13 protein-coding genes are annotated in these 12963 nt (G+C 66.2%); 2 read left to right on the plus strand and 11 right to left on the minus strand.

The window, feature by feature from the left end; translation table 11 throughout:
* Positions 1-4: 4 nt before the first annotated feature.
* From ABD727_RS04485 to ABD727_RS04495, 3 genes are all read right to left on the minus strand, one after another.
* The gene (locus tag ABD727_RS04485; protein ID WP_344706182.1) at positions 5-763 is read right to left on the minus strand and encodes a fimbria/pilus periplasmic chaperone; all 759 of its coding nucleotides are present in this window, start codon (positions 761-763) and stop codon (positions 5-7) included.
* A 120-nt stretch (positions 764-883) separates the two neighbouring features.
* A complete protein-coding gene (locus ABD727_RS04490; protein ID WP_344706183.1) occupies positions 884-1486 on the minus strand; it encodes a hypothetical protein in 603 nt (200 codons plus the stop codon).
* Positions 1487-1614: 128 nt separating this feature from the next.
* Positions 1615-2133, minus strand: a complete 519-nt coding sequence (locus ABD727_RS04495; RefSeq protein ID WP_344706184.1) for a hypothetical protein — start codon at positions 2131-2133, stop codon at positions 1615-1617.
* Positions 2134-2636: 503 nt separating this feature from the next.
* Between ABD727_RS04495 and ABD727_RS04500 the strand changes: the two genes are divergently transcribed.
* Positions 2637-4115 (plus strand): DUF1800 domain-containing protein, encoded by a 1479-nt coding sequence (locus tag ABD727_RS04500; protein ID WP_344706185.1) that lies wholly within the window; start codon positions 2637-2639, stop codon positions 4113-4115.
* A 2-nt stretch (positions 4116-4117) separates the two neighbouring features.
* The gene (locus ABD727_RS04505) at positions 4118-5260 is read left to right on the plus strand and encodes a DUF1501 domain-containing protein (RefSeq protein ID WP_344706186.1); all 1143 of its coding nucleotides are present in this window, start codon (positions 4118-4120) and stop codon (positions 5258-5260) included.
* Between the two features lie 45 nt (positions 5261-5305).
* Here the strand turns inward: ABD727_RS04505 and ABD727_RS04510 are convergent, their stop codons facing one another.
* The 8 genes from ABD727_RS04510 to ABD727_RS04545 all read right to left on the minus strand — a co-directional run bounded on the left by ABD727_RS04510 (position 5306) and on the right by ABD727_RS04545 (position 12891).
* Positions 5306-7378, minus strand: coding sequence for a M13 family metallopeptidase (locus ABD727_RS04510; protein ID WP_344706187.1), 2073 nt, complete (start codon positions 7376-7378; stop codon positions 5306-5308).
* A gap of 25 nt (positions 7379-7403) precedes the next feature.
* Positions 7404-8072, minus strand: coding sequence for a hypothetical protein (locus tag ABD727_RS04515; protein ID WP_344706188.1), 669 nt, complete (start codon positions 8070-8072; stop codon positions 7404-7406).
* Positions 8073-8107: 35 nt separating this feature from the next.
* A complete protein-coding gene (locus ABD727_RS04520) occupies positions 8108-8917 on the minus strand; it encodes a hypothetical protein (protein WP_344706189.1) in 810 nt (269 codons plus the stop codon).
* Positions 8918-9059: 142 nt separating this feature from the next.
* Positions 9060-9449, minus strand: coding sequence for a hypothetical protein (locus ABD727_RS04525; protein ID WP_344706190.1), 390 nt, complete (start codon positions 9447-9449; stop codon positions 9060-9062).
* Between the two features lie 12 nt (positions 9450-9461).
* Positions 9462-10589 (minus strand): metallophosphoesterase family protein, encoded by a 1128-nt coding sequence (locus ABD727_RS04530; RefSeq protein ID WP_344706191.1) that lies wholly within the window; start codon positions 10587-10589, stop codon positions 9462-9464.
* A gap of 165 nt (positions 10590-10754) precedes the next feature.
* Complete coding sequence (locus ABD727_RS04535; RefSeq protein ID WP_344706192.1) at positions 10755-11279, minus strand: ubiquitination-like system serine protease family protein; 525 nt, start codon at positions 11277-11279, stop codon at positions 10755-10757.
* Entirely contained in the window at positions 11276-12622 is a 1347-nt protein-coding gene (locus tag ABD727_RS04540) for a HesA/MoeB/ThiF family protein (RefSeq protein WP_344706193.1), read from the minus strand. The genes ABD727_RS04535 and ABD727_RS04540 overlap by 4 nt, the downstream gene beginning before the upstream one ends.
* Positions 12619-12891 carry an E2/UBC family protein gene (locus tag ABD727_RS04545; protein ID WP_344706194.1) on the minus strand — a complete coding sequence of 91 codons (273 nt, stop codon included), beginning with the start codon at positions 12889-12891 and terminating at the stop codon, positions 12619-12621. Before ABD727_RS04545 ends, ABD727_RS04540 begins: the two co-directional genes overlap by 4 nt.
* Between the last annotated feature and the right edge of the window lie 72 nt (positions 12892-12963).

Raw genomic sequence — 12963 nt, forward strand, 5'->3', positions numbered from 1 at the left:
TCGATCAGGCTTCGCTGGCGGCCTTGATCGTCACGTTGATGGCACCGCTCGCGGGCACGTCGGCCACGGGGATGAACAGCGAGCGTCGCGCGTTGGCCGGGACGAGGCCGAGGCCGAACGCCTTGCCGGTCGCATCGGCCGCGATCGACTTGCGCCACGATCCCGAGTTGAGGTCGAGCACGGTGCTTCCGACATAGCCGTGCGACGCGCCCTTGTTCTGGAAGGTGATGCGGATCCCCGGCTGCTTGTCGGGCCCAACCGAGCGCTCCACCGCGGCTACCGAGATGGCGGCGGTCGTGCGCGGCGGGCGAACCGCGACCACCGAACTGATCGCGTAGAGGACCTCGATGCGCGCCTTGTCGCCTGCCGCAGCCTCGCTGACCGGAAGCTCCGAGGAAGAGAACATGTAGAGCTTGCTCTGCGCGATGGCGGGATCGCCGATGTAGCGGACCCGGAACACCTGCCGGCCGCCGGGCGGAAGCTGGGCGATCGCGGGGAAGATCAGGAAGTCCTTGGCGGCGTCGGGGCCGAGCACCAGATCGCCGCGCTCGGGCAGGGTGAAACTGTTGACCTTGACCTCGATCGCCATCGGCTTGTTGCGGTCGTTGACCACCTCGATCTGGCCGTTGGCGCTGGTGCCGCTTGCCGTAAGGTCGATGATGATTGGGCGGACGAGCAGGGCGAGGCTTGGCGTCGCCAGAGCGAAGATCCCGAGCAGGAGCGCGGCGAAGGCGATCAGCACGCGCGGGCGGGACTTCATCATGGACGCGACTCTCGAGATACTGGAGGGCTTGGAAGGCGCGAGCCTAGAGGGCAGGCCTTACCGACAGGTTGAAGAAGGGGAGCCCCGAGCGGAGCTCCCCTTCCCAAGTCGAACGCTGGCTTAGATGATCGGGCGGATCTTCGCGACCAGACGATCGGTGTAGCGGCCCTGGATCAGGAGCTTGTCCATCGCCGGAACGACGATGCTGACTTCGAACTCACCAGCGCGGGCTTCGCGGATGGTCGAGACTGCCTTTTCGGTCCGCGCTTCGGTCGAGGACGTCTGCGCGCCATTGAGGTCGAACAGAAGCGCGACGTCGTAAGGCACGAGGCTCAGGAAGGCCGTGTCCGAAGTGGTGGCGGCATTCTTGAGGCCACCGTTGGACGACTGGACGGTCAGATCGTGGCCGGTGTTGCAGACGGCGTTCGAGATCTTGTAGCGACCCTGCGCGAACTTGACGGTGTTGTCGTTGATGTTCTGGATGTCGAACTCGAACGAGCCGTCGCCTTCGGCGGCGGTGCCCGGAGCACCCGGGGTGACGGTGGTGCCGGCAACGTTCTGACCGCTGCTCGAGGTGCCGAACTTGCAGAAGGTCTGGACGTTGGCGCCCAGGTCATAGAGGCCGATCGCGTCCTGGCCGTAGGTCTTGCCCTGCCAGTCGGCAGCCATCGCCGGAGTGGCGAGCGTGGCGGCGGCGGTGGCGATCATCAGAAACTTCTTCATTCGTATTCCCCTTTTACGTGAGGGTGCCGGGGGGCACCTTGGGTCGGACCGTCAGGTGGAAACTAGGAGACCGGACGGAGGTCATGCCGAGCGAGCCGCGACGCGGCACCCCCGTACATCTGGTGAGGTCAGCTGCCGTTCTCCCCGCCGAGGAGGGGGGTGAGGGTCAGCGTGACTTGATCCTGGTAGCGGCCGGCGAGGAGCAGGCGGTCCTGCGCCGGCACCGAGACGGCGATGTGGCCTCGTCCGGCGGCGACGGGCTCGCTGGTCCGGCCTGAGCATGCAGCCTGTTCGACCGCCATCGCCTGGCTGGAACAGGACAGCGCCGCGCCGCCATTGGGCAGGTTCACGACCGCGTTGTAGGGCACCAGCCCCGCGAAGGCGGGATCGCTGGTGCCCGGGCCGACATGCTTGAGACCGCCATTGTTCGAGACCATCGCGACCCGAACCGGCGAGTTGCACTGGACGGTGAACGGCAGGTCGATGCGAACCGCGCGAACGGTGTCGTCGGCGGGATTGGCGAGGCCGACGATCGACTGGTCGCGGGCGCCCTGCGCAAAGGTGCAGGCGGGGACGATCACGCCGCGCACTTCGTAGCGCAGAGACGGAACGAGGTCGGTCGGGACCGATACATTCGTCGCCGCCATCGAAGGCGCAGCGAATGCGAGAAGAAGCAGGGGCAAGGCGCGAAACGCAACGGCACGCATGAACGCAAGACCCCCTTTCCCCAACAGAGCGTTAGGGATACTCGCCAACTCTCCGCCAATGCGAATCAGTTAACGCACGTTTAATGCGCTGGATTTATTTGTATTGGAAGCCACCGAATCGGCGCTGAAAATGCTGTCCTTTTTTGGGACGTTGCCGCCTCAACCAAGACGATGGGTCGGTGTGGAGGCGCTGCCAAGTAGAAGAACCGCCCATCCGCGACCGTTCCAGATCAGCGACTACTATGCGATCAGCGGTTTGAGATTGTTACGCACTCGTATCGACCGGTGTTTGACTTGCTCTACTGTCCATCGCGGGTCGTCTCACCGCCACGGTCGCCTCTTTCGCGCTGGAAGGCTGGCCAGCCGCTGCTAGCCTTCAGTCACCGGCCGTTCACCCTCGCGGGCGGACAAAACCGTCTCTCGAAGCTCGGGGATCAAGAGTGATGAGCGACCTTCTATTCGCCCAGAACCGGTTCGGTTTGGGGCCGCGCGGCAACCAGCCGGCGGGGCCTCGTGACGGGCGGGAGTGGGTCGAAGCGCAGCTCGGGCAGCGGCTTGCGGCGCTCGACGATGTCCCGACCCGCGCCGAGGCCGCCGAAGCGCTGATCGCCTATCGCGAGGAACGCCGCGACGCTCGCCAGAACGCCCCGGCGACGCCTGCCACCATGGCGAGCGGCGACGCGATGGCCGCGCCCCCGACGATGAGCATGGCGCCGATGCCTGCCAATGGCGCTCCCGCCCGCCGCGCCGCGCGTCCGCCCGAACTGGCCGCCGCGCGCCGCGACCAGCGCGACCTCTACCTCCGAGCGGTCGACGCCCGAATCGGAGCGGCGCTGACCACGCCCACTCCCTTCCTCGAGCGGATGGCGCACTTCTGGGCCAATCACTTCGCCGTCGCCGCGACGAAGATGACCACGGTCGGCTATGCCGGCCTGCTCGAGCTCGACGCCATCCGGCCCAACCTGACCGGCCGCTTCGCCGACCTGCTGCTCGCCGTCGAGCACCACCCCGCGATGCTGCTCTACCTCGACCAGGCACAGTCGGTCGGGCCCAACAGCACCGCCGGCCAGCGCGCCGAATCGCGCGGACGCGACGTCGGCCTCAACGAGAATCTCGCGCGCGAAATCCTCGAGCTCCATACCTTGGGAGTCCGGACCGGCTACAGCCAGGCCGACGTCACCGAGTTTGCCCGGGCGCTGACGGGCTGGACAGTGGCGGGGATCGGCCGCGGTCCGATGCGCCGCCTAATGTCCGGGTCGAGCGGGGACTTCGCCTTCGCCGAGATCCTTCACGAGCCCGGCACCCGAACGATTCTCGGCAAGCGCTATGGCGAGGACGGCGAGGGGCAGGCGCGCTCGGTGCTGCTCGACCTTTCGGTGCATCCGGCGACCGCCCGGCACATCGCGGTCAAGCTCGCCCGCCACTTCATCGCCGACGATCCGCCGCCCGCCGCCGTGTCGCGGATCGAACAGGCGTTCCTCGCCAGCCGTGGCGATCTTCCGACCGTCTACCGCGCACTGATCGCCGCGCCCGAGGCGTGGCAGTCCGACCGCCCCAAGTTCCGCAATCCGTGGGAGTGGACGATCGCCAGCATGCGCGCGCTCGAGCTTCCGGCGCCGCCCGCGCAGCGCACCGTCGGCCTGCTCAACGAGCTCGGCATGCCGGTCTGGCGACCGACCTCGCCGGCAGGCTTCGACGATGTCGCCGCGAGCTGGGCTGGGCCGGACGCGCTGGTTCGAAGGGTCGAGGCGGCGGGGCGTTTCGCCAACGCCGCCGGTCAGGGAGTCGATGCGAGAGCGCTCGCCCCCAGGGTACTCGGCGCTCGCCTCAGCACCGCCACCGCGACCGCGATCAGCCGCGCCGAAAGCCCCGCGACGGGCCTTGCCCTGCTGCTCGTCTCGCCCGAATTCCTGAGGAGGTAATCATGGACCGCCGGAGCTTTCTCGCCGCAGGGGCGAGCGGCGTCGCCGCCGCAACCTTCGCGCCGCGCCTCGCCTTCGCCGCCGCCGCGACCGACCGCCGCTTCCTGTTCGTGATCCAGCGCGGCGCCGCCGACGGCCTCGCCATCCTCGCTCCGACCGGAGACCCGGGCTATGCGAGCCTCCGCCCGCAACTCGGCGCAGAGGCTGCCACGGGAAGCAGGGTCGATGCGATGTTCACGCTTCACCCGGCCCTCAGGCAAGTGGCGGCGATGACCGCCGCGAGGCAGGCGCTGCTGGTCCACGCGGTTGCTTCCCCGTACCGCGACCGCTCGCATTTTGACGGGCAGAACGTGCTCGAGACCGGCGGCGCGCTACCCTATCGTATGCAGGACGGCTGGATGAACCGGCTCATTCGGACAATGCCCGACAATCCCCAGGCAATCGCATTCGCCCCTGCCGTCCCGCCCGCGCTGCGCGGTTCGGCCCGGGTCGCGTCCTATGCTCCGTCCAACCTACCCGACGCGGGCGAGGACCTGATGATCCGCGTCGGTGACCTATACGCGAACGACGCACAGCTCGGGCCGTTGTGGAACGAGGCGCTCATGGCGCGAACGAAGGCCGGCAACCTTGCCGACGGTCGTGGGGCCGCCGCTGCCGGAGCACTCGCGGCGCGGATGATGAAGGGACCCGGCGGGGCCCGGATCGGAATGGTCGAGACCGACGGCTGGGACACCCACACGGCGCAGAGGGGGCGATTGAACTCGCAGCTGACCGGGCTTGATGCGATGCTTGCCGCATATCGCGACGGTCTGGGCGAGGACTGGAAGAACACGCTGGTGCTGGTCGCCACCGAGTTCGGCCGAACCGCGCACGAGAATGGGACCGGCGGAACCGACCATGGAACCGCCTCGACTGCCTTCCTGCTCGGCGGAGCGGTGGCCGGTGGCAAGGTGCTGGCCGACTGGCCGGGCCTCGCTCCCGCCTCGCTCTACGAAGCGCGCGACCTCAAGCCGACGCTCAACCTCGACGCCCTGATCGCCAGTGCGCTCGGCCAGCACTTCGGACAGGACCCCGCGCGGATGGCCCAATTGCTGTTCCCGGACACGAACTCCGCCCCCCTCAAGCAGTCGCTCGTCACGGGTTGACCCTTCCAGCGGGACCCGATCCCGGAGACATGGTCGCTGATGACCTTACCAGGCGCGCACCCTCTTTTCCGGGGAGAGCCACATCTCGTCGCCTTCCTTGATCCCGAAGGCCGAGTAGAAGGCGTCGAGATGACGCAAGGGGGCCGTCGCTCGATAGGCATTGGGCGGATGCGGGTCGCGCGCCACCAATGACTGCAGCATCTGGTCCTGTCCCTTCCACGCCCACAGCTGCGACCATGCAAGGAAGCAGCGCTGGTCCTGGCTCAGGCCGTCGATCGGTACGTCCTTGTCCGGATGCTTGGCGAGGTAGGCGCGCAAGGCGGCATGGGCGAGGGTGATGCCGCCGAGGTCGGCCATGTTCTCACCCACCTGCTGAGCGCCGCTCGTGCTGATCTTGCCGGGCAGGAATTCATAGGAATTGGCCTGCGCGACCAATCCGCCTGCCAGCTTGTCGAAGGCGGCGTCATCGACCGGCTGCCACCAGTTCCGCATGTTCCCGCTGCCGTCGAACTGCTTGCCGGACCAGTCGAAGCCATGCGTCATCTCGTGGCCGAGAACCGCCCCCATGCGACAGAAATTGACGGCAGGATCGGCCTTGGCGTCGAACATCGGGACCTGGATGATCGCCGCCGGTACTTCGAAACCGTTGAGTTGCGGATCGTAGCCGGCGTTGACGATCATCGGCAGGGTCTTGGAGGTGGCGAAGTAGTCGTGCTTGGCCGGTCGCCCGATCTTATTGCGCAGGCGGTCATGGTCGAAGCGGGCGAGCGCGACCTTCGAGTCGACGAGGTCGGGCGTCACCGTGACTCCGCGATAGTCGATCCATTCGTCAGGATAGCCGATCGCGAATTGCAGGGCATCGAGCTTGGCGATCGCGGCCGTGCGGGTCGGGTCCGATAGCCAGGCACGGTTCGGCATGCGCTCGACGAACGCGCCCTTGATGAGGCCGACCATTTCGGAAGCCTGCTGGCGCGTCTCGGCGGGGAAGAAATTGTCGACGTAGAGCTTGCTGACCGGCTGGCCGAGGTTCTGCGTGATGAGGTCGAGCGCCCTCTGCTCCTGCGGCGGAAGGACGCCGACCCCCGTCAGCGACTTGGAGAAGGCGACGAGTGGCTTGTCGAAGTCCGGGCTGAGATAGGGCGTGAAGGTGAGGATGGTGCGCGCCCGTGCATAGTCCCGCACCTCCGCCATCGACAGACCGGCAAGGAGCCTGGACAAGGCTGGCAGATAGCGCGGCTCCGCCAGGATCAGCCGCTCCGGACTGCCGAACTGCAGCTCGTCGAGAAGCAGGCCGACATCGAGGCTGGACAGCTCGTTCCGGAGCTGCGCAATCGTCCGCGGATTGTAGAGCTTGGCGGGGTTGCCGGCCTCCGCTGGAGGAAGCTTCGCGGCATGAAGGGTGCGGTCGATCCTGATCGACAGGTCCGCCATGGCGGCGGCCTTCGCCGCATCGAAGCCGGCGATCTTCAGCGTGTCGACGAGGTAGGTGCGGTAACCGCTGATCCGAGGCCCGCCATCGGGCTCTTCGAAGACATCCTCGAAGTCGCTCGACAGGCCAAGTCCGCCGGCCGCGAGATAGATGATGTTCTCTTTGCTGTTGCGGAAATCGATGTCGGGTGCGGCGACCAGGAACAGGGTCGGCCCGCCGTCGCGCTGAGAGTTGGCCATGAACCGCGCGAGGCTCGGCATGTCCTGGATCTGGTCGACCCGGTCGAGGAAGGAGCGGATCGGTCTAAGTCCCGCGGATCGGCGCGCGCCGACGTCCATGTAGGCGTTGTAGAAGGTGCCGACCTGCTGGGCGGGACTGCCCTTCGGCGCAGTGGCGGCGTCTTGTCCCGCCTTCTGCAGCACGCTGCCCATCTGATCCTGCACCCGATCGGCGACGATCTCGAAGAAGCCGTAGCTTGCGTGCCGTTCCGGCCGCTGCACACGGGTCAGCCAGCCGCCGGCCGCGTAGCGATAGAAGTCCTGGCCGGGTGACACCGACCGATCCATGTTGGCGATGCTGAAGACCATCTGGTCCGGACCCATCGGTGGAAGGCCCGCGCCCGGTTTCTGCGTCGCGACCGCAGCCGTCGAGAGCAGCGAGCCTGCCAGCGCGCAGGCAACGGCCGCCATTCGCATGTTCATTCTCCCTCGGAGCCTAGCGGCATTTGGGATGGGTGCCGATGTCGTTCGCCGCGGCCACCCGGCCGGCCGCCATCGTCAGCTGCACGCATTGACGCGACGTCGGGCGCCAGAAGATCCCGTATTGCGTGTTTCCGGAACTGAAGCTGTCGACGTCCCTGAAGCCGCGCTCGGCCATCACGTCGATCGCCCTGATCGAGTTCATTCCGGAAAGGTCGGCGATGTTGACCTTTCCGCCAGCGTTGCCGTTGGCTGCACCGCTGCCACCCGTGACTCCGACCTTGAGGGTGAAGATCGAGTTTCGCCCGCTGTCTTCGGCAGCGCCCATCTGGTAAACCCTGACCGTATACCGACCCGAGCGCTCGAGCCGTCGCTCGAAGCTGTTCCCGTCCATCGAGCCATTGAAGATCGCGACGTCGTTGCTGCCCGGTGGGAGCACGTTGAAGTAGGTCGAGCCGTTGCCGGTCAAACGCACGCTGAGCATCTGACCTGCGCCTGCCGCGATGAGATAGTCGCGATAGGCCTTGCCCTTGATGGCCCCGAGCATGGTCGTCTGCGTCTTGCCACGCGCGATGGCCACCGTCTGACTTTGCTGCGCCGCCGCGGGAGCCGCGGCCATCGACACGATGATGCCGGCCAGCAGGAAGGATTTGAGGCGGCTCCCGGATGATCCACGACTTGTCATGCAGGGCACTCCCACTGATGGTGACTGGAAAGCGCTTACCAGCGACGGCAGGTGTCTTCGCTCGTGCTCTCGATCGAATCGATGCGCCCCGAATGCGAGACCACGATCACGCATTGGCGGCTCGCCTCGCGCCAGTAGGTCGCGTAGCGGCCGTCGTCGGTCTTCTTGTTGTCGCGCTGGATGAAGCCTCTCCTCAGCAACTGACCGACGGCGTAGCCTCTGTCAGCGCCGCGCAGGTCGTGGATCGAGACGTGGCTGCCGTAGCCACCACCGTAATAGTTTCCGTTGCGGTAGCTGGTCTCTTCTCCGCGTGATCGAGCACCATTCTCATAGCCTTCGGTGTAGGCGTCGCTGCGATCGTAATTGTGGTAGCTCTGGTGATAGAGCCCGTCGCGGTAGCCTCGCTCGTAATGGCTTTCGCGGGTCACATCGTCATAGTGACGGCCACTGTCATGGTTGTGGCTCTTGTGACTGAGCGCGATGGCGCCGATCAGCGCCGCCGCGCCAACACCGACCGCGAGGGCCGCGCCGTTGTCACCGCCGCGCTGCCCGCAATCCTGCTTCGGAGCGGACACGATCTGGACAAAGGCTCCATCGTCCGTCGCAGCGCGAATGCATTCCTTTGCACTTCCATTCCACCAGTAGGACAGCTTTTGGCCATTCCTGGTTGCGCCGCTGATGAAGGTGAAGCCGCGCGCCTCGAGCGAGGCTTCGCCGCTGCTGGCTCGTGCGCCGACAAGATCGCGAACCGACCCGGGCGGTTCTGCGGCGTGCACCGCGGCCGGCTGGAGCAAAAGAGCAATGCCCGCGCCTATTCCAGGGAAGATCGCCTTGCGCGTCGCCATCATCTGTCTCCCGCCATTTGCCCGCCAGAGGCGAGTCGCGCGGCGTGGATGATGCCACGTCGTTTCGGCGGCGCGTCTTGGCAAATGCGGTCAAACCATTGGCATTTGACGCCATTGCAGGCCGGCGGTCCGCCCCCGTCTCCTAGTCACCCATGACCAGGACATCGGGCACTCGATAGGTCTCCGAACCGACGCTGATAACTTGCCAGTCCCCGTCACGCTTGCCTCGGCTGCGAAGAGCCGCGGAGCCATCGGCCTGGCTGCTGCTGTGCGTCACGAACTCTCCTTTGCCGTCGAACAGCAAGGTGCGCGTGCCGCTCGGAATGGTGACTTCGATCGCGATCTGGTCGCGAGCGCGGATCGCTCCCGCCTTGCAGGTGGGGCCCGCTCCCTTGATCCCCGTGCAAGGGATGTCGGCAGTGGCGTTGTAGTTCGTCCCGGCAACCTTGCTGTCGCCCTGTCCGTCTCCGTCGCCCCCCGCAAAAACGGGCTTTCTCGGCACCGAGACGAGGATAATGATTGGCGAGCTCAACAGATCGGATGATCATGCTTCCGCTCCCGCCGTGCTGCGCATTGCCTCGACGTAGAGCCGTTCCAGGGCCGCTGCCGCTAATGAGGCGTCCGCACCGCCCGCATCGGCGCGGGCTTGTAAGATGGCCGCGGCTCCTGCGAGAGCGCCCTGCACGTCGATACGGGCGACGTCCTCCGGGGTGGGGCGGGCCACAAGGCCCGAGCCATCAAGGTCTAGATGGCGGAGCTCATGAGCAACGCGTTGCTCGAGTTCATCGATGATCCCGACACGGTCAGCCAGGCTGGCGGCGCCCGCCAGCTTGAGGTCGAGCAGCACGTCATTGAGGCGATGCTCTGACCGCAGATCCGCAAGCTCGACGTGCAGGTGGTCCAATATTGAGAGGTCCCAGCGCCGTGACAGCCACCGATAGCGCCCAGTTTCGACGCGATCGATAACCGGAGCATTCCCCTGCCGCACCTCAACAAAGACGCACGCACCGGCTTCTTCGCGGCCGAACCGGTCTGTCTCTGGCGTACCGCTGTAGGCGGTGCGGTCTCCTATGGTCAGAAAGCCGTGCCAATCACCAAGTGCGAGATAGTCCAGTCCGGCCGTTTGGGCTCGATCAGGGGGTATGAGGTTGGTGCTCTCACCCGATGCACCAAACTCAGTGATGGAGCCATGAGCCATGCCGATGCGGATGGCCCCGGCTGGCGTTTCCATGTCGACCATGGCGGCAGTAGGATCGGAAAGCGTCTTCCGGTGCTCAAGAGGAGCAGGAAGCAGCCAGGCTCCTTCTTCGATCTCGACTGCGCATGGCTCGTCGACAATCCTGACCCGGGCGGGGGCATGGCCACGCACTCGGCTCCAGAGGCCGCCAGGACGGGCGTGGTCGTGATTGCCGGGCATCAGCCACCAGGTGAGCTTCGCACGATCCATCCGTGATAGCGCCTGGAGAACAATGCGGTCACCCGGGTCAACGTTGTCGAAGATGTCACCGGCGGCCAGCACATGGTTCGCGCCGCGGGCTTGTGCCACTTCGGCGATGCGGTCGATGACATCGAGACGCGCCTCGGACAGAGCTCCCGACACCTCTGAGGGAAAGCGTCCAAACGGCTTCCCGAGCTGCCAGTCAGCGGTGTGGATAATCTTCAGCGCGGCCATGGGCTACTCCGGGTCAGTAGTTGATGTTGCTTGTAATCGTAAGTGGCACCGTAGCCGAGGTTAGTTGATCGGTATCCGTCCCTTAGATGCGGCCGAGGCGCAGATCCCCGGCCACGTCGCAGCCCGGCGACTGCCTTTGGAATCCTTTATGTTAGTTCAACAAGATTAATCGGCTCGGACGAAGAACCAAGTTTGGCTCTCCTTCCAGCTGCGGGCGAGACCGTAGCCTACCAGACGATTGGCTGCGCGATTGACGTCATAAACAAGCTCATCGATCGCGTACGCGATCGCCTCGGCGGTCAGGGGTTTGGAGACGTCCATCGCCGAGAGGACAGCCTCCTCGATCGAGGGATCGTATCGCGGTTCCCGGTTCCCTAACGTGAAACGGTCGCACCAGATGAGGAAACCGCGCCACACGATGAAGTGGCTCCTGCACCCTCCGTCACGCCAGACGGACGGATACAGGGTCAGGCCCTCGCCACGGGTGTCCATGCGCCAAGCCTTGTTGGCACGGGGGTCGATGTTGACGACGAGGGTCTCGCCGCAGCCGTCGGGGCAGGCCATGACCATCGAACGCGTGCGCCCGCGGACCACCAGCGCGGCATCGCCGGGCTTGGCGAGCTTGGCCTCCGCTTCGTCACGATACTCGGCCTCACCGACGAGGTGGAGCATCCTTGCCGGCGCCGTCATTCCTTTTCCCCCTTTGCAGATGCCCTGCGGACGGGAAGCGGCCAGATCGATCCCTTGGCGCGCGCGCCGGCGGTCGAGCAGACGATGCACCCCGGATGGCTGGCGACGGCCATCTCGCTCACCTGGCCGCGCAGACCGTCATAGGCGAGGTGGCGCGGACGCGTCGGCACGGGCGTGACGGCCCCCAGCAGCATGGTGAGCGCCAGCGAGGTGACGGTCGAGTTGACGGAGATGACGGCGGGCTGGGGTTCGTGGACGCCCTGCACGTACGGATCTGCCGCCCGCTGCTCCGGCGTCTGGAGCTCGCGAAGAATGGCCTTGCCGTCCAGCGCGCCGGTGCAGGTGAGGCAGGGCAGTCCCGGCGCGATCATCTGGATGCGTCCGGTGACGTGCGTGATGACGCAGTCGGAGGCCGTGATGCTGACCCCCATGTCGATTACCGGCACGAGATACTGGTGCGCGGCTTGGTTCACGACCGCCCGACTCGCGTGCGAATCGGTGCATAGGAAAACGAAGTTGAAGGTGGGCAGGAGATCGGCGACATGGGCGTCGACGATGTCCGCCTGGAGCTCCGTGACGTGCGCCTCAGGGTTGACGGCCCGGATCATCCTGGCCGCGACTTCGACCTTGGGCGTTCCGACATCGCCGGGCACCGAACCCACCAGCCGGTTGAGGTTGGTGGTCTCGACCTCGTCTGGGTCGATGACGGTGACGTCCATCGCGCCTAGATGGGCGAGCTGCTGGCAGGCGAGCGAACCCGTACCTCCGGCGCCGATGACGCCGTAGCGGAGGCTCTTCAGCAGACGCTGGCCGGGTTCGCCGAATGCGCGAACCTGCCGGTCCTCGCGCTGCAGATCCGCGCAGTCTGGTCCGGGGGAATGCAGGGCGAGGTTCCGTCCGACCTCCCACACCTTGATCTCGTCGTTCGATCCGAGGCGGCGGGCGCGGCAGCCGTTGGCGCCGATGACGAGCGCGGCGTGGGGAACGGGTGCGCCGCGCCGCGCGAGGTAGGGGGCGATCTGGGCCTCGCCGTCGTCGTCGGTCGCTGAGAATATGGGATGCGTCGAGTAGCCGGGGTGGGTGTGGATGAGTATCACCGCCATACCGGTGACCCGGCTACGATTGGCGACTTCGAGCAGATACTCGGCCTTCAGCACCGCGGAGATGCGGTCGCGGCAATCGTAGGCGCCGTCCGGCACGGGCGAGGCGTCGGCGACGATCCACGCGTCTGCACCGGGGACGTAGTGGGCATAGGCGATGGCGCAGCTTTCGACGGCGTGGGCGTCGAGAAGCGTTGCGGCGAGCTGGCCGTAGATCGGCGACGGGAACCGGATGCCGCTCATCGTACTTCCTTCATGCGGTTGATCACCACGTTCATCCACGTGGTGAGGGTGTCACGGTTGGGGTTCCAGGGCGCGGTCAGGTGCCAGGAGAACCAGAGCAACGGCTCGGTTACGCCGGGGATCGGGTTCATCCCGGTGTTCTGGGGCTGGCCTCCGCCCTGCAGGGTGAGGTCGGCATCGGTCCAGAAGCAGTCGAGAAGCGCGTAGGGATACCCCGACGGAATGATGAAGCGGATGGCGGTCGAGGGTTTCGACCACCCCTCCGGCATTCGGACGTTCGGCTGGTGACGAGCATCACGTCGCTCGTCACCAGCCGGACGTCCGCTCCGCCGAACCGCTCC

The organism is Sphingomonas swuensis, assembly GCF_039538045.1.
GTDB classification, from domain to species: domain Bacteria; phylum Pseudomonadota; class Alphaproteobacteria; order Sphingomonadales; family Sphingomonadaceae; genus Sphingomicrobium; species Sphingomicrobium swuense.

Coding starts and splice junctions, on each gene's coding strand:
- ABD727_RS04510 (WP_344706187.1), bottom strand. CDS start 7,378: ATGGCGGCCGTTGCCTGCGCGCTGGCAGGCTCGCTGCTCTCGACGGCT.
- ABD727_RS04500 (WP_344706185.1), top strand. CDS start 2,637: ATGAGCGACCTTCTATTCGCCCAGAACCGGTTCGGTTTGGGGCCGCGC.
- ABD727_RS04520 (WP_344706189.1), bottom strand. CDS start 8,917: ATGGCGACGCGCAAGGCGATCTTCCCTGGAATAGGCGCGGGCATTGCT.
- ABD727_RS04545 (WP_344706194.1), bottom strand. CDS start 12,891: ATGCCGGAGGGGTGGTCGAAACCCTCGACCGCCATCCGCTTCATCATT.
- ABD727_RS04485 (WP_344706182.1), bottom strand. CDS start 763: ATGATGAAGTCCCGCCCGCGCGTGCTGATCGCCTTCGCCGCGCTCCTG.
- ABD727_RS04540 (WP_344706193.1), bottom strand. CDS start 12,622: ATGAGCGGCATCCGGTTCCCGTCGCCGATCTACGGCCAGCTCGCCGCA.
- ABD727_RS04490 (WP_344706183.1), bottom strand. CDS start 1,486: ATGAAGAAGTTTCTGATGATCGCCACCGCCGCCGCCACGCTCGCCACT.
- ABD727_RS04495 (WP_344706184.1), bottom strand. CDS start 2,133: ATGGCGGCGACGAATGTATCGGTCCCGACCGACCTCGTTCCGTCTCTG.
- ABD727_RS04530 (WP_344706191.1), bottom strand. CDS start 10,589: ATGGCCGCGCTGAAGATTATCCACACCGCTGACTGGCAGCTCGGGAAG.
- ABD727_RS04535 (WP_344706192.1), bottom strand. CDS start 11,279: ATGACGGCGCCGGCAAGGATGCTCCACCTCGTCGGTGAGGCCGAGTAT.
- ABD727_RS04515 (WP_344706188.1), bottom strand. CDS start 8,072: ATGACAAGTCGTGGATCATCCGGGAGCCGCCTCAAATCCTTCCTGCTG.
- ABD727_RS04505 (WP_344706186.1), top strand. CDS start 4,118: ATGGACCGCCGGAGCTTTCTCGCCGCAGGGGCGAGCGGCGTCGCCGCC.